This is a genomic window from Aurantivibrio plasticivorans (assembly GCF_055392955.1).
Map to the genome: position 1 here is coordinate 3,720,522 of NZ_AP036020.1, position 25,399 is coordinate 3,745,920.

25 protein-coding genes are annotated in these 25,399 nt (G+C 46.0%); 12 read left to right on the forward strand and 13 right to left on the reverse strand.

The features are described 5' to 3' along the window. Positions 1 to 346 precede the first annotated feature (346 nt). The 4 genes from ACZ5NB_RS16645 to ACZ5NB_RS16660 all read left to right on the forward strand — a co-directional run bounded on the left by ACZ5NB_RS16645 (position 347) and on the right by ACZ5NB_RS16660 (position 2,750). The gene (locus ACZ5NB_RS16645) at positions 347 to 766 is read left to right on the forward strand and encodes a helix-turn-helix domain-containing protein (protein ID WP_460233417.1); all 420 of its coding nucleotides are present in this window, start codon (positions 347 to 349) and stop codon (positions 764 to 766) included. Continuing rightward, positions 766 to 1,425, forward strand: coding sequence for a metallophosphoesterase (locus ACZ5NB_RS16650; RefSeq protein WP_460233418.1), 660 nt, complete (start codon positions 766 to 768; stop codon positions 1,423 to 1,425). The genes ACZ5NB_RS16645 and ACZ5NB_RS16650 overlap by 1 nt, the downstream gene beginning before the upstream one ends. A 143-nt stretch (positions 1,426 to 1,568) precedes the next feature. Then, positions 1,569 to 2,015, forward strand: a complete 447-nt coding sequence (locus ACZ5NB_RS16655) for a DUF6932 family protein (RefSeq protein WP_460233419.1) — start codon at positions 1,569 to 1,571, stop codon at positions 2,013 to 2,015. 69 nt (positions 2,016 to 2,084) lie between these two features. Next, positions 2,085 to 2,750, forward strand: a complete 666-nt coding sequence (locus tag ACZ5NB_RS16660) for an SDR family oxidoreductase (RefSeq protein ID WP_460233420.1) — start codon at positions 2,085 to 2,087, stop codon at positions 2,748 to 2,750. 48 nt (positions 2,751 to 2,798) lie between these two features. Here the strand turns inward: ACZ5NB_RS16660 and trhA are convergent, their stop codons facing one another. Next, complete coding sequence (gene trhA / locus ACZ5NB_RS16665; RefSeq protein WP_460233421.1) at positions 2,799 to 3,425, reverse strand: PAQR family membrane homeostasis protein TrhA; 627 nt, start codon at positions 3,423 to 3,425, stop codon at positions 2,799 to 2,801. Positions 3,426 to 3,737: 312 nt separating this feature from the next. Here trhA and ACZ5NB_RS16670 point away from each other — a divergent pair, with 312 nt between their 5' ends. From ACZ5NB_RS16670 to ACZ5NB_RS16700, 7 genes are all read left to right on the forward strand, one after another. After that, positions 3,738 to 4,793, forward strand: coding sequence for a hypothetical protein (locus ACZ5NB_RS16670; RefSeq protein WP_460233422.1), 1,056 nt, complete (start codon positions 3,738 to 3,740; stop codon positions 4,791 to 4,793). Between the two features lie 16 nt (positions 4,794 to 4,809). Then, positions 4,810 to 5,619: a hypothetical protein gene (locus tag ACZ5NB_RS16675; protein WP_460233423.1), complete on the forward strand. Its 810-nt coding sequence runs from the start codon at positions 4,810 to 4,812 to the stop codon at positions 5,617 to 5,619. A 112-nt stretch (positions 5,620 to 5,731) separates the two neighbouring features. Beyond that, complete coding sequence (locus tag ACZ5NB_RS16680; protein ID WP_460233424.1) at positions 5,732 to 6,367, forward strand: hypothetical protein; 636 nt, start codon at positions 5,732 to 5,734, stop codon at positions 6,365 to 6,367. Between the two features lie 442 nt (positions 6,368 to 6,809). After that, a complete protein-coding gene (locus ACZ5NB_RS16685; RefSeq protein WP_464107581.1) occupies positions 6,810 to 9,788 on the forward strand; it encodes a PAS domain S-box protein in 2,979 nt (992 codons plus the stop codon). Then, entirely contained in the window at positions 9,778 to 10,242 is a 465-nt protein-coding gene (locus ACZ5NB_RS16690) for a response regulator (RefSeq protein ID WP_464107582.1), read from the forward strand. Before ACZ5NB_RS16685 ends, ACZ5NB_RS16690 begins: the two co-directional genes overlap by 11 nt. A 23-nt stretch (positions 10,243 to 10,265) precedes the next feature. Next, positions 10,266 to 11,405, forward strand: a complete 1,140-nt coding sequence (locus tag ACZ5NB_RS16695; RefSeq protein WP_464107583.1) for a sensor histidine kinase — start codon at positions 10,266 to 10,268, stop codon at positions 11,403 to 11,405. Positions 11,406 to 11,412: 7 nt separating this feature from the next. Continuing rightward, positions 11,413 to 13,104: a two-component system response regulator gene (locus ACZ5NB_RS16700; protein ID WP_464107584.1), complete on the forward strand. Its 1,692-nt coding sequence runs from the start codon at positions 11,413 to 11,415 to the stop codon at positions 13,102 to 13,104. Between the two features lie 43 nt (positions 13,105 to 13,147). Here the strand turns inward: ACZ5NB_RS16700 and ACZ5NB_RS16705 are convergent, their stop codons facing one another. The 7 genes from ACZ5NB_RS16705 to ACZ5NB_RS16735 form a co-directional block, all read right to left on the reverse strand. Beyond that, positions 13,148 to 13,807, reverse strand: coding sequence for a class I SAM-dependent methyltransferase (locus ACZ5NB_RS16705; protein ID WP_464107585.1), 660 nt, complete (start codon positions 13,805 to 13,807; stop codon positions 13,148 to 13,150). Between the two features lie 37 nt (positions 13,808 to 13,844). After that, positions 13,845 to 15,992, reverse strand: a complete 2,148-nt coding sequence (locus ACZ5NB_RS16710; protein ID WP_464107586.1) for an FAD-dependent oxidoreductase — start codon at positions 15,990 to 15,992, stop codon at positions 13,845 to 13,847. A gap of 32 nt (positions 15,993 to 16,024) precedes the next feature. After that, positions 16,025 to 16,870: a M90 family metallopeptidase gene (locus ACZ5NB_RS16715; protein ID WP_464107587.1), complete on the reverse strand. Its 846-nt coding sequence runs from the start codon at positions 16,868 to 16,870 to the stop codon at positions 16,025 to 16,027. A 14-nt stretch (positions 16,871 to 16,884) separates the two neighbouring features. After that, the gene (locus tag ACZ5NB_RS16720; protein ID WP_464107588.1) at positions 16,885 to 17,535 is read right to left on the reverse strand and encodes a YceH family protein; all 651 of its coding nucleotides are present in this window, start codon (positions 17,533 to 17,535) and stop codon (positions 16,885 to 16,887) included. 55 nt (positions 17,536 to 17,590) lie between these two features. Then, the gene (locus ACZ5NB_RS16725; protein ID WP_464107589.1) at positions 17,591 to 18,550 is read right to left on the reverse strand and encodes a tRNA-dihydrouridine synthase; all 960 of its coding nucleotides are present in this window, start codon (positions 18,548 to 18,550) and stop codon (positions 17,591 to 17,593) included. Positions 18,551 to 18,633: 83 nt separating this feature from the next. Further along, positions 18,634 to 19,143 (reverse strand): NADAR family protein, encoded by a 510-nt coding sequence (locus tag ACZ5NB_RS16730; protein ID WP_464107590.1) that lies wholly within the window; start codon positions 19,141 to 19,143, stop codon positions 18,634 to 18,636. Between the two features lie 28 nt (positions 19,144 to 19,171). Beyond that, positions 19,172 to 20,062, reverse strand: a complete 891-nt coding sequence (locus ACZ5NB_RS16735; RefSeq protein WP_464107591.1) for a DUF3014 domain-containing protein — start codon at positions 20,060 to 20,062, stop codon at positions 19,172 to 19,174. A gap of 362 nt (positions 20,063 to 20,424) precedes the next feature. Here ACZ5NB_RS16735 and ACZ5NB_RS16740 point away from each other — a divergent pair, with 362 nt between their 5' ends. Next, on the forward strand, positions 20,425 to 22,002 hold the full coding sequence (locus tag ACZ5NB_RS16740) for a methyl-accepting chemotaxis protein (RefSeq protein ID WP_464107592.1): 1,578 nt from the start codon (positions 20,425 to 20,427) through the stop codon (positions 22,000 to 22,002). A gap of 20 nt (positions 22,003 to 22,022) precedes the next feature. On the opposite strand, the gene smrA is transcribed toward ACZ5NB_RS16740, so the two are convergent. The 5 genes from smrA to ACZ5NB_RS16765 all read right to left on the reverse strand — a co-directional run bounded on the left by smrA (position 22,023) and on the right by ACZ5NB_RS16765 (position 25,347). Then, on the reverse strand, positions 22,023 to 22,601 hold the full coding sequence (gene smrA / locus ACZ5NB_RS16745) for a DNA endonuclease SmrA (protein WP_464107593.1): 579 nt from the start codon (positions 22,599 to 22,601) through the stop codon (positions 22,023 to 22,025). 148 nt (positions 22,602 to 22,749) lie between these two features. Then, positions 22,750 to 23,112, reverse strand: coding sequence for a hypothetical protein (locus ACZ5NB_RS16750; protein ID WP_464107594.1), 363 nt, complete (start codon positions 23,110 to 23,112; stop codon positions 22,750 to 22,752). 10 nt (positions 23,113 to 23,122) lie between these two features. Beyond that, positions 23,123 to 24,100, reverse strand: a complete 978-nt coding sequence (locus ACZ5NB_RS16755) for a hypothetical protein (protein WP_464107595.1) — start codon at positions 24,098 to 24,100, stop codon at positions 23,123 to 23,125. 12 nt (positions 24,101 to 24,112) lie between these two features. Continuing rightward, positions 24,113 to 24,973, reverse strand: coding sequence for an ABC transporter ATP-binding protein (locus ACZ5NB_RS16760; protein WP_464107596.1), 861 nt, complete (start codon positions 24,971 to 24,973; stop codon positions 24,113 to 24,115). Continuing rightward, the gene (locus ACZ5NB_RS16765) at positions 24,970 to 25,347 is read right to left on the reverse strand and encodes a GntR family transcriptional regulator (RefSeq protein WP_464107597.1); all 378 of its coding nucleotides are present in this window, start codon (positions 25,345 to 25,347) and stop codon (positions 24,970 to 24,972) included. Before ACZ5NB_RS16765 ends, ACZ5NB_RS16760 begins: the two co-directional genes overlap by 4 nt. Positions 25,348 to 25,399 lie beyond the last annotated feature (52 nt).

The window sequence follows — 25,399 nt, forward strand, 5'->3', positions numbered from 1 at the left end:
CTCGACACGTTAACCGAACTATTGAATAGCTGCAAAGCAGAATTGCGAATTGTTAAGTGTGAGGTAGAGCCGCACGTCAAAAGCAGGATTTTTGTACCAACAATCATCAAGCAGCGCTAAAAAGGTATGAGTTAGGCATTATTCCGCCTGAGAGGAACTCACGCCAAGACAAATAATACCTGTAAAAACAACAAGTTATAAAAGAACACAACAATCAATGCCGACCCAAAAGGTTCATATTTGACCTGTTTTATTTTTAAACATACACTAGCAAAGCTAGGTGGCTGCAGACACAGCACCCCCACCACCTGGCAAGTACCGAATCTTAAGACAAGGTCTCAGGCTTATGATTACCAGCCCGCAACAAAAGAATCGTGTTCAAGCGAATATTGATAGCCTCAATGCTCGACTCGAAGCGCCAGCCAAGCCTGGTGTTCCACCGCACTTGCTCGCCGTGGAAGCGGCGCAAATTAATGAGGATATTGCCCTCCTCGAAGCTGAGATCGAAGAATATGATGCGGCCTGCTGCACCCCGCTACACGACTACACCTTCTCTACCTATCAAGATTTTCTCAAGTTTCCCATAGTGATTCGCTTAGCACGCGACATGAGCCAGCAAGCGTTCGCCGATTACGTGGGCATTAGTTTGAGCCAATTAAAGCGTTACGAAGCGCACGAATACCAAAACGCATCCACCCAGGTGGTGAATACGGTGCTAGAGCGTTTTCAACTTAACTACCAAGGTAAAGTTTCAGAGGTCGGCTGATGTATTACGCTATTGGCGATTGCCACGGTCATATCCAGCCGCTGCGTGCTTTAGTCGAGGCTATACCATTGGAAGCTAGCGACAATTTAGTGCTACTAGGCGACTATATTGATCATGGTCCCGCCAGCCGTGACGTTCTTGATTACCTGATTCGCTTAAGACACCAACCGAACGTACATTGCCTGATCGGCAATCACGAACTCATGATGCTCGGTGCAGCTGAAGACCCCGATATCGAGCGTGAGTGGCGGCGACAAGGTGGCGAGCAAACATTATCTAGCTTAGGGGTCTCCACTGCGCGTGCAATTCCCTCTCGTTACCTTACGTTTTTACGAGAGTGTCTGCCGCTTTTAAGCACCCGTGACGCGCTATTCGTTCATGCTGGAGTAAATCATCACAAACCTCTCGGTCGCCAAACAGAAGAGGAGCTGTATTGGCAGCACCATCAGTCACCGTATCGGCTAGCGGACGGTAGGCGTATTGTCAGTGCGCATACTCCTCGCTCACAGCCATTAATAACCGACCACTTTGTTGGTTTGGATACGGGTATGGGCCAAGGTGGGCCACTCACCTGTATCGCACTAGAGACCAACAGCTACCGACAAGCCGATGCAAAAGGGGGCCTAACCCCATGGCTTCCAGTTGCCGCGGTAGCTTAAGCGGTATTCAACGCCCAACTGAAGACCGACAAAAAATCATAGATTGCCGCTAAGCGCAAAATAGCGCACACTCTTCCAACACTCATCTGTATATAATCACAGTACTCAATAGTTACCCTAAACGGTTTTTCATACACAAGAACATGGACGATTTACGTTTCTCACAGTACGGCTTACTCGCACCCAGAGAAGAGCCCTACTTGCTATCACTCGACGACATTCGTAGCCAATTTGGCAGCGCTAATCACTCACGGCGCAATATTTTTCAGGGCTTGAGTGCCGCCGTCGATAATATGCTGAGTAGTAGTGTCGAACGCATTGTGGTGGGTGGCAGTTTTGTATCATTGAAAAAACATCCACGCGATGCGGATATCGCTTGGTGGTTCAACAACAATATTAATTGGCAACAACTCGACGATTGCTTTCAGCAGCCTCATCGCCGGGCAGCGCGAGCTAAATATCTCGTCGATCAGAAAATTGATGGCTTGCGCGAATGTGCTTATGAAATGAGTCACGAGTATTTTTTGCGCAGCAACACGCGAATGCCCGCCGACAGCCAAACAGTTGGTATAGTATTAGTAACTTATTAAGCGCCCCAAGCGTTTAGCTTTAGCAATACAATTTCCCCAACCCTATTCACTAAAAACGAAGGAATTAAGATGACTCGTACCGTTGTTATCACCGGCGCAAATCGCGGCATTGGCCTAGCATTAACTGAACATTTTCTTGCAAAAGGCGACACGGTGTATGCGTTATGTCGAAAGCCATCGGCTGAATTGTCGGCTACCGCAGCGAAGGTCATTGCTAATGTCGAAGTCACTGGCACCGATAGTCTAAAAGCACTTCGCTCCCGACTCGACGGCGTTCAAATTGACATTCTCATTAATAATGCCGGGATTCTTGAGCGAACATCAATCGAAAATATTGATGACGCAGCGTTTGAGCGTCAATACCGAGTCAATTCCTTAGCACCACTCAAAGTCACTGCCGCCTTGCGTGACTTAATGCCAGCGGGTTCAAAGCTCGCATTAGTTACCAGTCGCATGGGCTCCATGGCGGACAATAGCAGCGGTGGTCAGTACGGCTATCGCATGTCAAAAGCAGCGCTCAATGCGGCAGGTGTTTCGCTCGCCCATGATCTCGCAGGGGATAATATTGCCGTCGCTATTTTACATCCTGGTTTTGTTCAAACTGACATGGTCGGAGGGATGGGTGATGTTACGCCACAACAGTCCGCTAGCGGGTTGGCTGCGAGAATTGAAGAATTGACTATGGAAACTTCAGGAACGTTTTGGCACGCCAATGGCGATCAGCTTCCTTGGTAAGTATTTTAGAAAGAACTGCGCAGAAAAATCGAGAATGGGGTTACGTGTTTATCGCACGTAACCCACAATAGAAACGTAGTGGGTCAACGAACCTACTAAAACAAACAAATGCCAAATTCCGTGTGCATGTCGCAACCTATCGGCGTGATCGAGAATATAAAACACTACGCCAACGGTATAAGCCACTCCACCTGTTGCTAACCAAATGACACCCGCCTTGCCGACATTTTCAACCAATGTCGAAAAATGAAATACGCACACCCAGCCCATAAACAAATAGATAATAATTTGCAGTGCTTCGATACGCTTTGGGCTGAGCAGCTCAATCGCTACTCCAATGAAGGCCAATCCCCAAACTAATGCCAACATACCGTAACCGGCGCTGTCACCAATGGAGACCATCATATAGGGTGTGTAGGTGCCTGCTATCAATAAATAGATCGTAAGGTGATCAAATTTTCTGAAGACGCGCTTTAACCGAGGCGGATGGAAACTGTGGTACAGAGTAGACATAGTGTAGAGCAACACCAGAGTCGCCCCAAACACAGCAAAACTAATGATCGTGGCGGTATCGCCAGTATTAATGGCAACGGTCAACAAACCGCCAAACCCGACCAGGGCCAATATTGCCCCTACGAGATGCGAAATACTATTAAACTTTTCACCGTGATACATACAACTTCCCTTGCGATACTGCTTCAGTATAGACCAGCTATTTTCAGTTAAGTGCCGAGACTGCCGACTTCAACACCTTACTGTAGAACAATTCACCCTATACCTTTCGTTTCTCTCGACATTTAAATATGAAAGCTCCCAGGGTACCGCGAAGCGGGGGTTGAAAACCAAAGATAAACTCGACTACAAAGTTCTGTCGTATCAATACCGACTATTTCCGCTGGGTTTCCGCCAACCTTTCTAAACGCAAATTCTGTTGAACTGGTGACATTGGTTGATATGCTCAGCCCTAGATAATAATAGGAGGATGCTATGAAGCCCCCATGCTCATCAGAACAATCACGAGTGTCACTTTATTCGAGTATTGCAATCACAATGACCGCCTTGTTTACGGCGGCGTGCAGTACAACCCCTAGCAGTAACCATAGCGTTTCGGATTTTAACGTCCCTCGAACTGAGTACGGCCAGCCGGATTTACGTGGCGTTTGGAATTTTAGCTCCAATACACCGCTCGAACGACCCGACGAATATGGTGATCGAGCGGAACTCTCTGCCGCGGAAGTGGAAGCACGTCATGAAGCGGAAGTGGCTCGTAGAGAGTCTCTCGAACAACGCGGTGCTGGTTCAGGCAGCGGCAGTGGCGTCGGCGGCTACAACCAGTTTTGGGTAGAGAGTTTGGCCCAGGGCGACAACTATCGCACATCGCTGATTATTGAACCGAAGAATGGCAAATTACCCCCTCGAGTGCCTGGCGCGGATGTATCCTTTGGTGGCCTGGGACCAGATTCTAAAGGTGAACTACCCGTGCGTTTTCGGGTTGGCGGAATCGGAAAAGACGGCCCAGAACAACGAGGACTTTCCGAGCGTTGCTTAAAAGGGTTTAACTCCGGCCCCCCTTTCATGCCAAGTATGTACAACAATAACTTACAAATTTTTCAAAACAGCGACCACGTGGTGATTCTCACAGAGATGATTCACGATGCACGCGTCGTTAAACTCCAGGACCGAAATCACCTCCCAAATGAACTTAGCCGTTGGAGCGGAGACTCGATTGGTTATTGGGAAGGCGACACCCTCGTGGTAGAGACTTCAAACTTCACCGATAAAATCCAAGCATTCCGCGGCACAGGGATTGGCTCCGATATGCATCTCACTGAACGCTTTACTCGCACAGGGCCAGAGAGTATCGAATATAGAGCCACAGTCGATGCACCTAAAGCGTTTACGCAGCCAATCACCGTCTTATTTCCGCTGGTCAAGGTCGATGGCGAAATTTTTGAGTACGCCTGCCACGAAGGTAACTACGGCATGGTTAACATTTTACAAGGCGCTCGCGTCGAAGAGCTGAAAACCCAACAACAAAAATAATAATTAAGGAACCACTATGTTTTTATTGTCGCGAGTGAACCTTTGCGCACAGGTACTAGGCCTGATGGCCGCCTGCGCGAGCCTGCTAAGTTATGCAGACATCCCGCGGACACCAACAGGTGAACCCGACCTCAACGGCATTTGGCAAACCATCGGATCCGCTCATTGGAATCTCGAGGCCCATAGCGCTAGCGCTGGACCTATACCAGAGATGGGTGCGATTGGTGCCATCCCCGGTGGTCTCAGTATCGTCACGGACGGCGAAATACCTTATACAGATAAAGCACTCGCACAGCGTGAAAAAAACCGTGCAGATTGGTTGGCCAATGACCCACTCGTAAAATGTTATTTGCCAGGTGTGCCGCGAGCGACCTACCTACCCTTCCCACTGCAAATCGTACAGGGCCCCGATACGACTTTGATTACCTATGAATTCGCTGGAGCGGACCGGATTGTTTACATGAACCGTCCAGACTTCGAAGCCCCTGTTGAAAGTTGGATGGCGCACAACCTCGGTCACTGGGAAGGCGATACATTAGTAATTAATGTCACTGATCAAATGCCAGAAACTTGGTTTGACTACGCCGGCAATTTTCATAGCGCACAACTGCAAGTAGAAGAACGTTATCAACTGGTAAGCGACAATGTCATTATGTATAGCGCCACCATGACAGACCCCGAAGTCTTTACCCAGGCCTGGACCATTGAATTGCCGCTCTATCGCCGCCTCGACAAGGGCGCTCAGCTATTAGATTTTAAATGTGTTGAATTTGTCGAAGAGCTGCTCTATGGCCATTTACGCAAAGGCAGATACACACCTAAATAGTACCGACTATCTTTCCCTGTTTGAGGTCGCTGATGGATTAAGGAATAATCCCTAGCGACCATTGGAAGCGATGAAGCTTCCCGACATGATACACGTGAAAGGACTTCTAGTTATGATGACAACCGACCACCGTCGCGACCTTGTTATCTCTTTCTTAACTCTACGCAAATCTATTGGTGTACTAGGTATTTCTCTGCCATTCGTCATGGTGCTGGGGCACGTGATGCTTGGCGAAACTCCCGTACTGCCGGACCTCAGTAGTTATTACTTTGGCCCGATGGGTGACGTATTTGTCGGTATATTGTGTGCGACCGCCGTATTTTCTTTTGCGTATCGTGGGCCAGAACGCAAAGACGATATCGCAGGTGATATTGTGGCCGTGTCCGCGCTGGGTGTGGCGTTTTTTGGTGGCGGCCAACTATCACCAACGCCGGAAGGATTAATCGCACAGATTCACTCTCTAGCCGCTTTAGTCTTTTTTCTTACTCTCTCGTATTTTTGTATTTTTCTTTTTACCAAATCTGGCAGCTCGCCCACGCCGCAAAAGCTAAAGCGTAATCGCATATACAAACTATGTGGCTACACAATGTTATTGATGATCGCGGGGATGGGTGTTTATATTTTTCTACGGGAACAGCATCCCCAACTAGCGCAATATAATATGACATTTTGGATGGAATCGGTCGCTCAGGTTGCCTTTGGAATCGCTTGGTTTACAAAAGGTGAAGGGTTGTTAAAAGATAAATAACTTTGCGTTATTGAATTCGCAAAATAAACCAGTAGATTTTTCACCACCCCCTATTCATGGCAATCTCACTCGTTTATCTTGAGCTACTGTCAATCTCTACATTAGCGTGTAATCCATACCATGAATTCAACGCTCGTGATAAATGGTTCACATGCTCGCATGGGTAAGCTGCGTACATCGAATAAGCCCACAACTTTAACGTAACGTATACAAACTTTTGCATACGGCCAGAACCCAAATAAGTAAAGTAACTATTAACGAGCCTGCTTATAAGGAACATTACTAGTCCGATACCTGAAGTTAATACATACTTAGGGCTACCGCTAACAGTAAAATTATTGCTGCATTAAACATATAACTAGCGAAGCATTTTCGGGTTCCCACGCTGCATGGTGTGCCCGAAGCAACGACAATAATTAACGGGTTCACAATCAGGGACATTATGCGCAAGCTTCCCATTAATCACGCAGCATTCATTATTTGGTTTTGCAGCCTAGCCGCCACCATCGTAGGCTCAGCTGTCATGCTTGGTTGGTGGCTCCAAATTCCGCGCCTCATCCAGCTTCAACCTGCTTTTTCACCCATGCAGTTTAATACCGCTCTTTGCATTGTTCTTTTAGGCGCCAGCACGTTTTTTAGCCTTTTTAAACGCAGTCAGGTTATTAGTAGCATTTTCGCTGCTACCAGTTTTTTAATTGCTAGCATCACCCTAGTTCAATACTTTGCGCTCATTGATTTAGGAATTGACCAACTTTTTAAGAACGCTTACCTCACAACAGCGTCACTGCACCCAGGAAGAATGGCCGGTAATACCGCCGCTTGCATTTGCTTAATCAGCGCTGCCATTATTCTCAGAAGTAGTGAACTCGTGTCGATCCCCAACCGCTCTTCATGGATCGCTGGAATTACCGCCGCTGCATTAGGTATATCCTCCGCCGCATTCGTAGGCTATCTAACAACAATATTTGGTCCCATCGGGTGGGGAACTGGCACATACATGACGGCACATGGGGCCGGCAGCTTAAGCCTAGTATCTATAGCACTGCTAATTTTAACCTGGAGATCAATTGCTGGATTTAAAGAATTCAGAATAACCCTAATGGCTACCGTAGCTCCATTTACCATCATGGTGGGTTTCGCGATTTTTTTTCAATTACGAGACGAACGTAGTAGCGGGCTAAAACAAATCGTTGAGCACGATACGCAAATACTGCAAATAGCTATCATTAATAGTCTCGATGACTTGTCTAACTGTATCGACCGCAACAGCGAACTCTGGGCAGACCTCGATGGAGATAGAGAGACCTATTGGCGCAACTATACTCACGCCTTACTCGCTGACCATAATGAATTCAATTCCATTGAGTGGATTAAACCGGATAAAACGATTGGCTGGGCGGAACCGGAAACAACTTCAAGCGAGCATGTTGGTTTCAATTTCGCTTCCAACGAAAAAGTAAGTAATGCACTCGACCTAGCAAAAGATAAAGGCACCCTCTATTCAAACTTAGTTTACAGCCCCATTATTGGACAGTCCGTACTCCTACTCTCGCCAATATATCAAGAACGTGATTTTAAAGGGTGGATTCTTGCTCGTATTGACATGAACAGACTCCTAGACTCATTCACACCACTCACCAACAGATTAGGCATTGCCGCACAAATCCAGCAACAGCACGGTACAACATTAACTAAAGCAATCGATATAGATCCTTTTTTTGCGTCAACTGAGACATTAAACATACCCGGCCAAACATGGGAGCTGGTGGTTACCCCAACGCCCTCATTTTTCAGTTTTCATCATAGGCCGCTAAGCTATGTTACTACTATGCTGGTTTTTATCAGTGGCGTTCTCATTATCTGGTTGATGCATATATTATTGAAAGGTGCACAGCGCTCACGACAACTTACACTACTGCACAACCGCTTAGATGGAGCAGTCAATGCGTTGATGGACGGGCTTATCATTGTAAACAGTTCAGGTGTCATTCTTGACATTAACGACACTGCCGCAACCATGCTTGGCTACCTTCGAGAGGATCTCATCGGGAAAAATGTGGTAAAGCTTGCACCCATCGCAGCGGATGCGGCATTCATACAAAAAATTGAAGCGCAATTTGCTGAACAGCATAACTCTCCCCAACCGAATAATGGTCTATCGACTACGGTACGTGGAATGAAGCGCAGCGGGAAAGAAGTGCCGCTAGAAGCAAAAATATCGAGAGGCATTGATGACGGGAAAATATTCTACACCGTCGTCATTAGAGATCTATCCGAGCAACTCGCCACCCAAGAAAAACTCGCCGAACATGAAGCTATGCTGCGAGCTGCCATCGAAAATTCTCCAGTCGCTATGGCAATTACAGACGCCCAAGGGAATTATATTGATATTAACAATGCTTTTTGTCGTTGGCTGGGTTATGACAAAGACGAAATCATCGGGCGGTCCTTCCTGGATTTAGTACCCGAGGAAACACGGGAAGAGAGACGAGCGTTATTTGACCGATTATTAATCGAGCCTAACGAGGTTATGCTGGCAGAGAAACGCTACCTACGGAAAGATGGCGAGGTTGTTTGGGGGTATTTAGCGGCCTCCCCCGTACTCAATAACAAGGGTGAAATCACCCATATCGCTGCACAGATTCTTGATATCCAAGAAGAAAAACGATTAAAAGAAGCGCTCGAAGACCAAAACCAAGAATTATCCAGCATCAACCAAGAATTGAATCAGTTTGCCTACATCGCATCACATGACCTCAAAGAGCCGCTGCGAACGATGCGAACGTTCAGCAAGTATTTACTTAAAGATTTACAAAATGGCGATACCACGCGAATTAATGAAGACATTGAATTTATCAATAGCGCATCTGAACGCATGACTCGCCTCATTGATGATCTCCTTCAATTGTCTAGAGTATCGAACAAGACACTCGAGTTCAGCGACGTTAATCTCAATGATTGCATGGATAACATAGTCGCCCAGCTCGACGGTTTAATTAAAGAAACTAATGCAAACGTCGCGTATGACCACCTACCAATCGTCAGGGGAGACGACACACAATTAGCTAGCGTGTTTCTCAATCTAGTTAACAATGCGATTAAATTTCATAAGCCAGGATCTACACCTCAGGTCAACATAACCCGTCTAGACGAGAACACAAAAGGAATGTGTACCTTAGTGATAGAGGACAATGGCATTGGTATACAGCAGGACAAAACGGATGAAATATTTGGTGCGTTCAAAAAACTGCACGCAGTATCTGAGTATGATGGTACCGGTATCGGCTTAGCTATCGTTAAGAAAGTGATCGAAAGACATAACGGGAGAATATCAGTAGATTCATCACCCAATCGCGGCACGCGATTTACGATAAACCTTCAACTTGCACAACAAGAGAGCTCGATCGCTCATGCAAGCTAATCAATCGATTGACAACAAAAATATTGCCAGCATCATGCTAGTCGAAGACAGCCTTGCCGATCAAACGTTGATACGTAGGGCTCTCGAAGATGCAAATATCCAATGCAATCTGCTAATTGCCAACAACGGTATCGAAGCACTTCAAATCCTCAAAGATCAGTCCACTAATATAGGCGAGCGATATAATGATCTTCACCTACTCGTCCTACTGGATATCAATATGCCATTAATGGGTGGAATTGAAACGCTACAAACCATACGAAACACTGAAGAACTTAAACACCTTCCGGTCGTCATGTTAACGACCTCGTCAAGCGATCACGATATTAGACAGGCATATCGTAGTGGAGCTAACGCCTATTTAACGAAGCCTATGGAAGAGAAAGACTTCGTATCTATTGCGAAGAAAATAGAAGAGTTTTGGTTTAATTTAGCAAAACTACCCGCGTTGTAAGTAATAGTAGTAGGAAGCAGTAGATGTCAGATACCTCTTTTGTAACACGCATTCTTATCCTTGATGACAACCCTGCTGATCTTCGGCGGGTGGAAAGGATTCTCGACGAGATAGACGGTTCGGCATACGAGGCAAGTAGCTTTACGACCATTAAAGACGCGTTGACATTTTTGGATGATCAGCAAGACCAAATTGATGTGTGCTTAGTTGATTATCGACTATTTGGCCAAACAGCCTTCGACTTTATCGCACAATTACAAACGAGAGATATCCGTCAGCTACCCATTGTCATTATGACCGGCTTTGAAGATAAGGAGATTGACCGGAAGCTAATGGCTTTGGGTATTCAAGATTACTGGGATAAAAATAACATTAGCCCAAACCACTTGGAGCGCTCTCTCCGCTATGCCCGTTACCGCTTCGAACAACAGCAAGATATGCTATACAGTCAAGAGCAAGGCTCGAGGCATGTTTTTCAGGTTTGCCAAGATATTAAGACACCGCTAAGTGACATTGGAGGTTACCTTAAAATTGTCGAAAACAATTGGCAAAATGCTTCAGATGGAGACACCAAGGGCAGAATCAACGATTGCTTTGAAAAAATAAATCGTTCTTATTCTCACTTGAAGAATCTTGTGGAGAATTTAACGGGTTATTCAGAGATTGATTTAGACAACCTTGTGCTTTATCGTAAGCCATTCAAGCTCGCTGAGCTATTCAGTGAACTCGAGCAAAGCTATGCTCCTATAGCCAAAAATAACGAAAACACGCTGTCAATTTTTTATCCTACAGACATCATCGCCTACGCAGACTTAAATAGAATAAAACAAGTTGTTGGCAACCTATTAAGCAACGCAATTAAATTTACGCACTCTGGCGAAATTACTATTAGAGCCTCGAGTGAAAAGGCACAAAACACGTCACAACTGGTAATCACGGTAAAAGATACGGGCCAAGGCATGGCTGAAGAACAAATCGAGTATTTACAACGCCCACATTACGACGAACACAACGAACATAAAGTTTCGCATACATACGGTTTAGAAATAGCGCGCCATATAAGTGAACTCCATGGCGGCCAGCTAGCAATCACGAGTGAATTAGGGAAAGGGACTGAAGTGAGCATTTCAATCCCGCAACGCAGCAACCCCAACTATGGATAGACCCAGCATGAAAAAGAATCGTGAATTACTCATCATCGAGGACAACCCAGCAGATTACGCACACTATTTACGCTTGCTCGATTCATCCAAGCATATCTTTACCGATTTTTATTATGTAAATGGTGTCGAAAATGCTCTTTTGCACCTGGATAGTGTAACACCAGCCTGCTGCATCATGGATTACAGCCTTCCGGATGGAAATGCCAAAGACTTGCTACAAAGAATTAAACTCAAATTTGGGGAGTTACAATTCCCAATTGTGGTCATAACCGGCCAAAGTAATGAATTAATAGCCAAAGAACTGATACAGCTAGGCATACAAAACTACTTACTAAAAAGTGACCTCAACGAAGCGGTTTTGTCCAACGCTCTCAATGACACCGTTTCTCGTTTCGCAAAAAAGGCCGAAATCAATTTCAAATCTAACCATGATCAACTTACAGGGCTCATCAATAGTCTATCTTTCGACAAACATATAGAAGAAGCTGTCGAGCAATTCCGTAAATTTCAGATTCAGTCATGCCTATTGAGAATACAAATCACCAACTTAACCGATATAAATGATCAATTTGGCGAAGATATAGGCGACGAAGTTATTAAATTGATTAGCCGCAACATAACTCAAAACCTTAGCAAAGGAGACATCGTAGCACGCTTACACGGCAATGAATTTTCCACCCTCCTAAATACTTGCGAATCGCATATTGGCCACTACACTTCGCAAAAATTTACTAGCTTACTTTCTAAAACACAAAATATCGAAGGAAACTCTGTTACTCCCAAATTGGCGATTGGCATGTCAGTAACTAATGCCACGACACACCGCTCTGCCGACCTACTTAGACAAGCGAATATTGCAGTCAAACAAGCTATTACAGATAACTTAAATTATAAGAAATATTTGCCAGAAGTAGACTTGGCGAGGGAGCACAAAGAGATAGAGCAAGGGAAGATAAAAACATTAATAAAAAATGGTGATTTTAGCATCGACTACCGGCCAGTGTTCTGCGTTAACCAAGAAGCCATTGAATCAATTGAAATGTTGCCAAATTTTGGAAAACATTCTAAATCTTTTAATGAAAAAGAGATTTTTTCGATTTGCAATCACGCAGACATCATGTCGGAATATTACAAAAACTTTGTCCCGCTCGCACTAGCTAAACTGCTGGAGATACAAAAAGCGTTTCCTCAACTTAAATGCGCAATTAATCTTAGTGCAAAGGCTTTAAATAACCATTCAATTACAAATACCATCATTACACAGGCAGGAAAATTTGGCCTTACCCCAAGCGACATCATCATTGATATCGCAGAACAACAATTAGCCCAGAGCATGCATGATATAAAGATGTCTGTAGACTCTTTAGCCAGTGGAGGCGTTAATGTCGCAGTCGATCAGTATGGTACCGGATTCAGCTCGATTGAATATATCGGCAGCCTAAACTGCCAACAACTAAAAATAGATAGACGATTACTAGCACCGAGGACCGACGGTGTATCAAGGGAGACACTTATCGCCGCTATATGTAGCCTTGGACACACACTTGGGTTACATGTTATTGCCGAGGGTGTCGCTGATGATGAGACTTATCGGCTAGTCGAGCGCTGTGGTTGTGATGCTATTCAAGGCTATCATCTCAATGATATGGATCAATTTCACCAAGGGGCCTCACGCACGCCGACGGCTGAAAGCCGATAAATACAGGTTAACACAACTTCCAAACCGCAATCTCACATGCGCTTCATCCAGACTGATACAGTGAAACCCGCCGAAACTCAGCAGATTCATCTAAGTCTGGGAGAGTACATGATTCCTTTTCCCCAAGTTTTCTGTATCCATCATAAGAGAAATTTTTAATTCTAGAATCACCGACCAACACGCTAGCTGCTCGCTGTTGAAAACGCTTTAACCAAGGTAAATTCTCTCGGTCATATAAAACATCTGCTGCTACGATCAAATCTACTGAATCGGGCACCTTCTCGAAATCGTCTTCTATTTCTAACACAACATTATTTAACATCGCGTTAGATTTAGTGGCCATAATCGCCAAGGGGTCTATATCGCAAGCAATCACTCGCTTTGCACCAGCCATTGCCGCAGCAACTGCAACAACACCTGAACCGCACCCAAAATCCACAACTGTTTTATCGTCAACTAATTGAGGATTACGCAAAATATATTGAGACAGAACCGCACCGGAGGCCCAGCAAAAAGCCCAGTACAGCGGGTTTTCCATGATAGCGAGCGCCACGTCGTCAGGCAGCCGCCCACGTGGGTAGTCAGCATTAATCAGAAATAGGTCAATGGGTGTTTCAGGTACCTGAAATACCTCTAACGATGCCGACGGCAATAGCGCTTGAAGACTTGAAAGCAGTTCAATATTGAGTGAAGTATGGGTCATGGGTTCAGATTATCATCACCGTCTAAACATACTGGCCTTACCCGCGCCGCCAACGGTGATATTTTTCAACCCAGGTCAGCAGTTTTTCAGGCGTTCTGGCTTTCTTCCACTCGCCAGCAACATATTTGTTTGCTTCAGACCAGGTGGGATATGTATGTATAGTACCGAGTATTTTATTCAGGCCGATATTGTGTTTCATTGCGATCACAAACTCCGCAAGAAGCTCGCCAGCATGAGACCCCACAATAGTAACACCAAGAATTTTGTCCTGACCAGAGACCGTAATAATTTTAACAATCCCTTCTGCTTCACTCTCAGCAATCGCCCTATCTAAATCATCGATGTTGTATGTCGTCACTTCGTAGCGAATTCCAGCCTCTTTTGCTTCCTGCTCATTAATCCCTACTCTAGCCACCTCAGGATCTACAAACGTGACCCAGGGAATAACCCTGTAATCCGCCTTAAACTTTTTAAACCCACCAAACAACGCATTCACTGCCGCATACCATGCTTGATGAGATGCCGTGTGTGTAAATTGGTAAGGCCCTGCGACATCACCGGCAGCAAATATATTGGGGTAGAGTGTCGCCAAGTACTCATCTGTTATGACGGTTTTATTGGTATCGATACCCAGCTCTTCCAAACCGTAGCCGGTTAATCGAGCAGAACGACCAACAGCACAGATCATTTCATCATACGCAAGAGAGATCTCCTCTCCTTTGTGTTCCACGATGAGATAGCGTCCCTCTGGCCGCTGCTCGCAACGCAGCGCTTTGTGCTCAGTTAAAACAGCAACGCCTTCTTTAGTAAGACGTTCTGACACCCGCTCAGATATGTCTACATCTTCACGAATCATTAACCTAGGCAACATTTCGACTTGTGTTACCTGACTTCCGAGACGCTGGAAACTCTGTGCCAACTCACAACCAATAGGACCTCCTCCCAGAATCAACAGCCTCTGCGGCGGCTTTTCATATTGGGCAAACTTTTCCCATAACGTGTCGCTGGTAACGTAACCACTATCCTCGATACCTGGCAGCGGCGGCACAAAGGGGGAGGCACCCGCGGCAATCACAATACTTCGCGTCGTGACCCTTTGCGCACCTGTTTTCGTTTTTATTTCAACGGTCCATGGATCAACAATTGTTGCATATCCATCGACGACATTAACGCCAAGCGACGTATACCGTTCTACACTGTCGTGAGGTTCAATGGCTTTAACGACTGATTCAATGCGTTGCATCACCGCCTTAAAAGACACTTGCGGTGTACTCGCCGATAGACCAAAGCGATCGGCATTTGCTATTTGGTGAGCCAAAGTGGCTGATTTAATTAATGCCTTACTCGGCACGCAACCATAATTCAAACAATCACCGCCCATTTTGTGGGACTCTACCAATGTCACCTTCGCTTTAACCGTCGCTGCAATATAAGCACTCACGAGACCCGCTGCACCACCACCGATGACCACCATGTTGTTGTCAAATCGCTTGGGTTTTTTCCACCCTTTGTAGACACGCTGCGATTTAAACCAAGACACAATTTTTTTCGCAATAAGAGGAAATAGGCCTAGCAGTAAAAACGACCCGATTAATGTAGGAGACAAGATGCCCGAAAGCTGTTCAATATCAGCCAATTGAGTTCCAGCATTAACGTATACGATAGTACCCGCCAACATTCCCACCTGACTCACCCAATAGAAAGTCCACGTTTTTATTGGCGTTAGCCCCATTGCGAGATTAATAAGAACAAACGGAAATGCGGGAACCAAGCGGAGCGTAAAGAGATAAAAGGCACCTTCTTTTTCAACACCTTTATTAATCGCTTTTAACTTTGATCCAAACCGCTGCTGAACGGTATCGTGTAACAGAAAGCGAGAAACTAAAAACGCAAGCGTTGCGCCCATCGATGAGGCAAATGAAACCAACAGCAGCCCCATCCATAAGCCAAACAGCGCCCCACCCGCCAGCGTCATCACCGCCGCCCCTGGTAGAGATAACGCGGTCACTATGACATAAAGAATAAAGTAGGCGAGAGGCACCAATAGCGGGTTTGCGGAATACCACTGTTGAAAAGTGTCTTGTGATGCTTTGAGTTTTTCGAAACTTAACCACTGATGCAAATCAAGTTGGAAAAACGCAGCCACCACCAGCAAGAGCAAAGCCACCAATCCAATTTTTTTCATAATATTCCTTGTTATTAACTAACCCTAATTTATCAACTATCTCGCGACTCAGTTACCAAAGACCAATCCCTAGGATCAATCCGATAATACGCCTTTAATTGATCAAACAATTCTTGATGATGACGTGACATTCTTTCTGGCTCTTCAAAGAAGGTTTCCGTCGCGACTGCAAAAAATTCAGCGGGATTCGTGGCACCATACTGATCTATAACACTTCGCTGAGCCGGGTCCAAACGCTGTAATGACTCAAACTCTTTTGCCAAGACCTGAGCCCATTGCTTGTAAGCGCCTTGCGTATATAAAAGGGGAGCCCCATTGGTGACTCCCGATTCGTGATCCAACTGATGTGCAAATTCATGCAAAACAACATTATGACCGTCTTTAAAGTTTCGCACACCTTCAGCCACCTGGTCCCAGGCGAGAATAACTTTACCGCTATCCCAAGACTCACCGAGTAAATGATGCGATTGTTCAGACACCAACCCCAGTTCGTCTCTTACTGTTCGATTCACTTTAAAAGACGATGGGTAAATATAAATATAGTGAAGCCCAGAATAGCTTCGGCTAGGGCGATTCAAGACAAGTAAGCACGCTTGCGCGGCAATAATAACGCGCATCTTTTCTGTTACAGCAAGCCCCGCACAACCGACAAATTCCTTTTCAGATAAAAACACCTGAATATGGCCATGCAATTCTTGTTTTATTGAATCAGCTAATTGGGTATAAATGGGTAAGCTTTTTACTAGAATACCTTCCCACTGAACAGGGAACTCTCGATTCACTATACGGGCCCGCTTTTGCCTGGGCCATATGAACAGGTACCACGCACTGAGCGCGATTATAATAAATAGGCTTGTCAGTACGATACTGCTAACCACAGGGCAAAACCAATCTACTTACTGCCTAAACCAGTATGCGCGAGTAATTTTTCAACCTGAGCTTCCAGCAGGGCAATTCGTTCTTCTAAAGCAACGGTGCTAGGCGAGGCTGCTTTAACGACAGGAGCGGTCTCCACAAAGCTGTCGGCGTCAACATCGCCGCAGAGTAGATGCATATAACGATCTTCTCGCTGTCCAGACTGACGAGGTATTTGTATCAAAAACGGCGTAACTTTTTGACAAAGAATTTCAAGCTGAGTACTCACAGACTCAGTACTATCAAAGGCAGCCATCCTCTGCGTGCGCGCAAACAAATCGCCCACTGTCTGAGGGCCTCGCAATAACATGATGGTGAGTAGTGCTTGCTGCGGCTTATCTAGATAGAGGTGTTTGGATAACCGTTGATTAAATCTGTCAGCTCGCGAGCCATATTCAACTTCGATCAAATCTCGATCCCGCAGACTATTCACCACCTGCTGCACCTCGCCGGATGAATAATGAGTGACTGGCTCGCGGCTAGTTTTTTGATTGCATGCTGTCACTAAGGCATTGAGAGTTAGTGGATAGGTCTCAGGTGTGGTTAATTGCTTTTCCATAAGCGAGCCCAACACCCTTGCTTCTGCCTCACTCAATTGCAACAATTCTTTTACCGAATTCTCACTCATAAAACGCAGTTTCCCCTACTTAGTATTCATCGCGCAGAATATGGCATAAAAGCTATCACGCCGCTGCTTCGTATTGATCTCGTTGCTTTAAAATCGCACTGCGAATCTCGGTAGCACTGCGCATTCGTTTGACGGTCTCAAATAGCTCACTTGCTTCGGTATAGTACTGACGCAAATATCCCAGCCACTGTTTTACCCGATTCCCTACATAACGTGGGTCATAGGCCTCATGTGTAATATCACTAAAACGTAGCAGCAGGGCTAGCACCTGAAACCATGATAAGTCTGATTGATCACTATGGTTTTTTATAAGCAAGGCTAATCCCGGTCGTGATAATAGACCACGACCGAGCATCACATCATCACAACCGCTTTGTGCAACGCATTGCTGATAATCGGCAAAAGACCAAATTTCACCGTTCGCATAGATGGGTAACTGGTGACGCTCTTTCGCAGCCCTAATCTCCGACCAAAATGCAGGTGGTTTATACCCATCAACTTTGGTACGCGCATGCACCGTAAGCTCGTCCGCACCGGCCTCAACAATGGCATCAACTGTATCGATAAACTGGTCGGCATTGTCATAACCCAAACGCATTTTCACCGTCACCGGTACAGTGTTATTCACCGCATCACGAACCGCACGGGTAATGTCATACACCCGTTGCGGTTCACGCAAAATAATTGATCCACCATCGTTTTTATTAACCTGCTTGGCAGGACAACCAAAGTTGATATCAATACCTGGCGCCCCTAGCTCTGCTGCACGCTCTGCATTAACAGCCATAAATTCTGGTTTGCCACCCAGCAACTGTACGTAAACAGGAATACCGTTTGCGGTTTTACCTTGGTTTCGCAACTCTGGACATAGGCGATAAAAAACGCGAGGCGGCAAACGCTGGTCCGTGATACGCACAAACTCTGTCACACACCGATCCACACCACCCACCTCGGTGAGTAAGGTACGCATGGTATGGTCTACAACTCCTTCCATCGGAGCTAAATGAATTCGCATACTGTTAGCAGAATCAAGACATTAAGGTTTGAATCAGATATTGACGCAAGCGTGACGCTTCATAACACACGGCCACGATACAACTAGCCTCCACTATGCGTAGAGTCAGACTGATCATTTTGTTTGGCGCGCTCTTCACGCAGCTTATCACGAACATTCATCAACACTTTACCGTAGTGATTGTGTCCTCGACCATCGCGACCACAACCCCAGTGATAATCGTACACACTCGTTTCCACGATGGGCTGATCGTCGGTTGCCAACAATCGTTCAGCAATGTCCTCATGCGTCCGTGCTCGTATGTAAACAGCGCGAGTCATGACAACTTCGCGTACTTTCGACCAATCTTTACGTGGCCGCCGAAAAAATCCACGGCCAATTTTTCTAGCTGCCTGCGCGGTAGCAGCAGACGCAATTTTTGATTGCAAGCCTGCGCTATCGAACTTCATCGCTTGATAGTAATGTTCAACCGTTGGCCAGCGGTGGCCATCCAATTCAAAACTAAAAGGTGAAACACAGGATAACGATTCGCTTGCGTCGTCGCGCGACAACCGAAACGTTTCGACATCGGGTTCTGGCTGAAAAATTGGCATAAATTTACAACTTAGCTCTCATTGGAAGTTATCTGGGTTTGACTAAAGCGGCGCGAAGCTCACGCAATGCAGCTTGAACTTTCGCTGAATGATCTGGCCCTAGCCTAAACAACAATTTATACGGCCCAGGTTTCGCCTGTAGTTGCGGGTCTTGAAATTCATAAAACACTTTGGGTTGAATGAGTACCGCATTGAAGTCATTTATTTTTACAGCGTTAACCGCATCAATGGCTCGCAGCGTCACATTCAGGAAACCACCGCGATCAACGCCATACTGCTGGTAAGCTTCATCCAATAACGGGTAATAATGATGGTAAAGTGCCGCTACACGCTCTTTATCCACAGCAACCAGCGCATCGACATAAGCGTTATAACGGCCATAATTCGCCGGATCAATGCGGTAGCGTTGGCCAATTTCAATATTTAACGGTTCGTCGATCGCGATCACTTTCATTGGCGGCGCAGGCGATTCAAGCGGTCGGTAATCCTTCACTACATTCCCTTCATCAAGCGCAATAACTGCGCGCACGAACTTTAAGAGAACGCGATCTGGAATCAGTAAAGCACTGAGTTTTTGTAGAGGATCTAGATCCGATGCTATGTCCATCACAGCCGTATCGCTTTCATTTAAGCTGGGTAAGGCAGGTAACGGGGGACCAGGAGGGTCCATCGGCGCCGGAACAACCTCTTCTTCAGCCGTCTCTTCCTGGGTTGTAACGGGAGTCGACAATGGCGCCGGTTTAGGCGATGCATCTCTTGCTATTGGTTGGATAGGTGCAACTTCTATCATTGCAGGCCGCGGTGTTAGCTCTTCCTGCGGAGCTAACACTAACCAGCCAACCGCGAACACTAAAACCACAACAACCCCAACTAGCACAACGGTTAGCGAATTGACTCGACGACTCTGCTGTTCTGACATGAATACCTTCCCCACAAATAGAGTGCGATTTATAAGTGATCCTGCGCCAAACTACCACCCCTAAGCAACCCAGGCCCTTAAAAAGACAGAATTGAACATTTTTGCACGAAAGTTAGCCACCCACACGCGCACGGCGACCTTTCGATTCTTGTCTATACTGTTGAAACAAGAGCCACATTGTGAGGCCTGATAGGTACTTTGAGCATCACAACTTATGCTCTATCTACGAGAAACAATCACCATCAAAAGTGCCACAGACGTTGGCTTGCTCTTCCCCATTAAAGAGGGAGAACCATTATTCTTTGCTGCAACTGAGTTTTAACTCCCTGAGGTTTTTCATGCGTTACCAATTGAGCCTTATCATGGATAGTTTTTTGCGAATGCTGGGCTGCCGCAGCATCAAGAGCCAGTTTGCAATCGCCTCACTAGCCATCATAGCCCTTGCCATTGGCTCTACTCTTACTCTCTATCTCACCCTATCAGCCAGCGCCGACACGGTAAACCTGGCTGGCCGGCAGAGAATGCTGAGCCAGCGGGTGGCAAAAGAAGCCTTTCTAGTCCAGCAGGGTGCAGAATCCCAGGCGACTATCGATGCAACTATCGAGCTATTCGAAACGTCGCACAGAGACTTGCTAGCTGGCAATCCTGCCAAAGGTATACTCGCACCACCGAATGAAGCGGTAGAAACAAAACTAACGCAAGTCCAACGCGCCTGGAGTAACTATAAAGATCGGATCAAGCAGTACATTAGTTCTGGGAGCACCTCCGAACTTAAAGCCCTGAACGAGCAAAGCCTAGTTGTCTTAAGGACAATGAACGAGGCAGTTGGCCTCATGGCTAGCGCAGCCAATGCGAAAACACAACGCTTTCAAACCGTCGCCCTACTATTTTCTATCGCAATTTTGTTAACCTCTTTGATTAGCCATTTTCTTGGTATGAACTGGTTAATGACGCAAATCAATCGATTGCGCAACCACCTAAATGAAGTCGCCAGCGGCAACTTTTCTCGACCCATTCACGAACCTGCTAGCGATAACGAAGTGTCGGATATGTTCTCCGCCTACAATCGCATGATCCAGCAAGTTGGCGCCCTCTCAGGCTCCGCCAAGTCATTGTCACATAGCATCTCGCAACAAACCGATTCATTGATTAGTGCATCGCGAACGGCGGCGTCCAATACAGCCAAGCAAAGTAAGGAGATCGAGCAAGTAGCAACGGCGATGAACGAAATGTCAGCGACCATTCGAGAAGTCAGCGATCACGCGAACGACTCCGAGCGCGACGCCAACGATGTTGCGAGTGAAGCCACTGCCAGCCAGTCGATAGTGGAAAGTACATTTAACGGCATCAACAACATGAGCAACAACTTGAATGATGCTGTCGGTGTAATGCAGGAGCTTGATAAAGAAAGCCAAGAAATTGGCAACGTGCTCACTGTCATCACCAATATCGCAGAACAAACCAATCTACTGGCGTTGAACGCGGCTATTGAAGCCGCACGGGCGGGAGAACAAGGACGAGGCTTTGCAGTCGTGGCGGACGAAGTGCGCACACTGGCGCAACGCACCCAAGAGTCGACCGAAGAAATCGAAACAATTATTCAGCGCTTACAAACACAAGCACGAAAAGCAGTAGAAGTGATGGAAACAAGCACTCAAAGTGCGCAAACCAGTTCAGAACAAATCAGTGAAGCGAAAGAAGCTCTGACACACGTGGTTGCCGCGATAAAACAATTCCACCAAATGAGTTCGCTCATCGCAACCGCAACACAACAACAAGCTGAAGCCAGTAATGAAATCGATACCAGTATCAACAGAATTTCCTCAGCCACATCAGAAAATACGCAAGTCGCTGCTGACGTCCAATCTGTTTCAGAAAATATCTGTCGCGACGTCGCCGCACTCAATGAGGCCATCGATAAACTGAAAACCGACGACTAAACGCTACAAAAGCTGGTCGTTTAACGGCGCTTTTGATGGCGCTCGAAGTTTTCCTGACGTTTTTTTTCGCTTTTCTTTAACAACACATAAGTGGCACCCACACCACCATGTTGCTTTTGAGCACTATGAAATGCCATGACTGCCTCTAACTGTGGCAACCAGTGCGCAACGCAACTTTTGAGCAATGCGGGCTGAGGCTGACGGTTTTCACCCTTACCATGGGTTATCAATGCACAGCGAATATCGTGTGCAACACAATCTTTTATGAACTCCGACACAGCAACGCGAGCATCATCGACTTTCATACGATGCAGGTCTAGTCGTGCATCTATTGCGTACTTTCCTAATCGAAGATTCCTATAAACGCCGTGCTGAATACCAGGCCGCTTAAACTCGAGTATATCGTGAGGACCAACCGGTGCGACGAAATCGCCTGACAGCGAGTCAGAGGCTACAGACACCTGCGTTTGCGCAGCGCGCCTACGATGACCAGATGCAGCGTCCTTATTATCACGCTTGTCCAACAATACTCGCTTAGCGGTTTGTAATGGTTTGACATCGCCCATCGCCTGAGCGAACAAATCTTCATCATCAGTCATGTCGTTAAAGCACAAGAAGTTAAAGCACTAACTATAACATGGAGAAAAATATCGTGAAGAGCAATGAATCACTAAATACTAAAACGCAAAAAACCCACCAACGATGAGGGGGAAGCTCTCATCGCGATGGGAAGAATAAAGAACGCTCTTAGGCAGAAACGAACTGTTTATCAAGCGTACGCAGCATTGCCCAACGAGACCAATACTTGCGGCTCCCACGATAACCATCATCAACCTCCCCGCCCCATGTGGGATTGTCTTGTATCGCCCACTTGAGTTCTTCATAGTCAATACGCGTCATCCGAAAGGGCTGCCACTCCAGTAAATAATTTTTGGTGCTGATAATTTTACCCTCACGCAACATGGAGTTGAGCATGGTAAAAGGGGGTAAAACCCCATAAAAACAGGCTGCCTCGACAAATAAGAAATAACCAAGCTCTGTTCGGAAAGGGCCTGCGGGTTCACTCAACCCCTTTTCAAGAAATTTACGTTTCGTAAATTGAATATCCATATTAACCTCTCTAAATTTCAAACCGATTATTTCTACACCAAACCGCGCCCGCTAGTAGCACCATTGAAAAGCAGATACTCGTGACAACTTGAACACCATCGTAGTACGCGAGCAGCGTACTAAAAGACTCCCCTCGCCACACACCTTCAAGCACAGGGTGGCCGGTATCAAACACATACTCAAGAAAAGCGCCGATATATTTATCACCCAATAAAAAGTGCTCAAGCACGCTAATAACAAACGGAACAATTAGCGCCATAACGATCGGTAAACGCCGAGAAAAAGCAGAACAAAATAACAACCACGCGGCAATCGGAAGACCATTAAATGCAAACATCAGTATGCTCAGCAGCTGTCTAAGCACCATGGAAATAGGGTTTATTTCACCCAGCATTCCCCAAAAACTATAGTTCTCACTAGCAGAGTAGATCAACGCAAGGGTCAGAGACCCAGACACCTCAGCTATCACGGCAAATATGAAAACCACCAACGGGATGACCAAAATACCGTACAGTAATTTGCTCAGCACGTTTGCCACTTCATCCACAGGCAAGCTTTTCCAAAATAGCACGCTGCGATCATTACGATCTGAATACAAACATTGCAAAAGATAAAACCCACTTATCAACGCGGCCACCACCATAAAAACAACACTGATAACATGAAGCCCACTACTCATAGCAAACTGCGCATCACTCAAACGCAGAAAATAGCTACTGTCTTCTTTGTTGTTTAGCTTCCATCCGCGGTCATGAAATGTAATTTCACCGGAGCGCTCAGCGCCATCCATTTGACTCAACTGTTTTGAATGATCGATCACCTCGACGACATGGTCGATCCCACCATTGATAAAAAGAACACCCAACCCCAAGACGTTCTGTGCCACCAGTAGCGCCGCCAGCACTAACGGCAACCAAAGGGTGATACCCTTATTCTCCCAATATTCACGCAACATTAGCCCTTGATAGCCTGTAAAATTTCTAATCATCTTTATTGCCATTTAGGTTAACTGAGACTGCATCTTTGCCAGAAAAATGGTGTCAATTTTTGCCTCGCAGAGATCGCCAAACTCCCGCAGAGAATCACGATCAGCGTTCTCAAATAGCATTGCTGTACGCCCCATGCCTGGCTGTTCATATATAGGGCTAAATGCACGAGCTTGTTCTTGTTTGAGTGATGGTACTAATACTTCGCAGTAACGTTCAGCAATCTCATCTATCGTTTGGTGAAGCACTATTTCACCGTGCTTTAAAAACACAACATCCGTTAGTAAATTTGTAACTTCTTCAATCTGGTGGGTCGCTAGAATGATGGTTTTCTGCTGATCGAAATAATCATCCATTAATGATTTATAGAATTGATGACGATAGACGATATCCAGACCCAGCGTCGGCTCATCTAATACCAGCAATGGGACATCAATAGCCATAACAAGCGCTAGATGTAGTTGCGTCACCATACCCTTCGACAATTTTGAGACAGGCTCGCCTGGGTCAATATCTGTTTTACCCAGCAGGTCTAATGCAACAGAAGGTATAAAGCGTGGATGCATCTGCTCAAGTAACTTTATTGCTTTCGCCGCGGTAATCCATTTGGGCAGGATTGCTGTATCCGCAATAAAGCACACCTCATTCATTAATGTTGAACGAGCTTTTCGCGGCGACATTCCAACGACACTGATATCACCTTCGTACGTTGCTAGGCCCAGTAAACATTTCAAGGCCGTCGTTTTGCCCGCACCATTGTGGCCAACCAAGCCAACGATTCGCCCTGCCGAAATATCAAGATTAAGGTTATTGAGTACGGTTTTCTTGCCGTAGCGCTTGCTTAGCCCACGTACTTTTATCAGCGCATCAGTCACTTGTTGCTTTCCTCATCCTTTAACAAACTTACCAACTCGGCTTTGCTGAGACCCAGTTGCGCAAGCCGTGCTAACAATTCGGGAATTTCTTTTTCAATAAATTGCTTACGTTGAGCTTCAAGCAATTGCCGTTTCGCCCCTGTCTTTACAAACATACCTAAACCTCTTCGGGCTTCTAATAGGCCGTCTTCAACTAGCTCTTGGTAGGCTTTGCTGACTGTTAAGTGGTTAATTCGATAGTCGCTAGACACCTGCCGAACAGACGGAACCGCCTCACCTTCCGCGAAGCTTCCATCAATAATGAGGGAGATGACTTTGTCACGTAGCTGCCGATAAATCGGCTTTGAGTCATCCCAGTCGTCGAGCTGTGTCATGAGTTACCATTTAGATCATTGAAAAAGCAGAGACCGAATCTAGCCCCTGTTA

What these genes read in the sequence shown, in the direction of transcription:
- ACZ5NB_RS16675 (WP_460233423.1), top strand. Translation starts at nt 4,810, where the DNA reads ATGTTTTTATTGTCGCGAGTGAACCTTTGCGCACAGGTACTAGGCCTG.
- smrA (WP_464107593.1), bottom strand. Translation starts at nt 22,601, where the DNA reads ATGACTGATGATGAAGATTTGTTCGCTCAGGCGATGGGCGATGTCAAA.
- ACZ5NB_RS16700 (WP_464107584.1), top strand. Translation starts at nt 11,413, where the DNA reads ATGAAAAAGAATCGTGAATTACTCATCATCGAGGACAACCCAGCAGAT.
- ACZ5NB_RS16720 (WP_464107588.1), bottom strand. Translation starts at nt 17,535, where the DNA reads ATGAGTGAGAATTCGGTAAAAGAATTGTTGCAATTGAGTGAGGCAGAA.
- ACZ5NB_RS16750 (WP_464107594.1), bottom strand. Translation starts at nt 23,112, where the DNA reads ATGGATATTCAATTTACGAAACGTAAATTTCTTGAAAAGGGGTTGAGT.
- ACZ5NB_RS16690 (WP_464107582.1), top strand. Translation starts at nt 9,778, where the DNA reads ATGCAAGCTAATCAATCGATTGACAACAAAAATATTGCCAGCATCATG.
- ACZ5NB_RS16755 (WP_464107595.1), bottom strand. Translation starts at nt 24,100, where the DNA reads ATGATTAGAAATTTTACAGGCTATCAAGGGCTAATGTTGCGTGAATAT.
- ACZ5NB_RS16740 (WP_464107592.1), top strand. Translation starts at nt 20,425, where the DNA reads ATGGATAGTTTTTTGCGAATGCTGGGCTGCCGCAGCATCAAGAGCCAG.
- ACZ5NB_RS16705 (WP_464107585.1), bottom strand. Translation starts at nt 13,807, where the DNA reads ATGACCCATACTTCACTCAATATTGAACTGCTTTCAAGTCTTCAAGCG.
- ACZ5NB_RS16650 (WP_460233418.1), top strand. Translation starts at nt 766, where the DNA reads ATGTATTACGCTATTGGCGATTGCCACGGTCATATCCAGCCGCTGCGT.
- ACZ5NB_RS16695 (WP_464107583.1), top strand. Translation starts at nt 10,266, where the DNA reads ATGTCAGATACCTCTTTTGTAACACGCATTCTTATCCTTGATGACAAC.
- ACZ5NB_RS16645 (WP_460233417.1), top strand. Translation starts at nt 347, where the DNA reads ATGATTACCAGCCCGCAACAAAAGAATCGTGTTCAAGCGAATATTGAT.
- ACZ5NB_RS16670 (WP_460233422.1), top strand. Translation starts at nt 3,738, where the DNA reads ATGAAGCCCCCATGCTCATCAGAACAATCACGAGTGTCACTTTATTCG.
- ACZ5NB_RS16725 (WP_464107589.1), bottom strand. Translation starts at nt 18,550, where the DNA reads ATGCGAATTCATTTAGCTCCGATGGAAGGAGTTGTAGACCATACCATG.
- ACZ5NB_RS16680 (WP_460233424.1), top strand. Translation starts at nt 5,732, where the DNA reads ATGATGACAACCGACCACCGTCGCGACCTTGTTATCTCTTTCTTAACT.
- ACZ5NB_RS16660 (WP_460233420.1), top strand. Translation starts at nt 2,085, where the DNA reads ATGACTCGTACCGTTGTTATCACCGGCGCAAATCGCGGCATTGGCCTA.
- ACZ5NB_RS16710 (WP_464107586.1), bottom strand. Translation starts at nt 15,992, where the DNA reads ATGAAAAAAATTGGATTGGTGGCTTTGCTCTTGCTGGTGGTGGCTGCG.
- ACZ5NB_RS16685 (WP_464107581.1), top strand. Translation starts at nt 6,810, where the DNA reads ATGCGCAAGCTTCCCATTAATCACGCAGCATTCATTATTTGGTTTTGC.
- ACZ5NB_RS16655 (WP_460233419.1), top strand. Translation starts at nt 1,569, where the DNA reads ATGGACGATTTACGTTTCTCACAGTACGGCTTACTCGCACCCAGAGAA.
- ACZ5NB_RS16765 (WP_464107597.1), bottom strand. Translation starts at nt 25,347, where the DNA reads ATGACACAGCTCGACGACTGGGATGACTCAAAGCCGATTTATCGGCAG.
- ACZ5NB_RS16735 (WP_464107591.1), bottom strand. Translation starts at nt 20,062, where the DNA reads ATGTCAGAACAGCAGAGTCGTCGAGTCAATTCGCTAACCGTTGTGCTA.
- trhA (WP_460233421.1), bottom strand. Translation starts at nt 3,425, where the DNA reads ATGTATCACGGTGAAAAGTTTAATAGTATTTCGCATCTCGTAGGGGCA.
- ACZ5NB_RS16730 (WP_464107590.1), bottom strand. Translation starts at nt 19,143, where the DNA reads ATGCCAATTTTTCAGCCAGAACCCGATGTCGAAACGTTTCGGTTGTCG.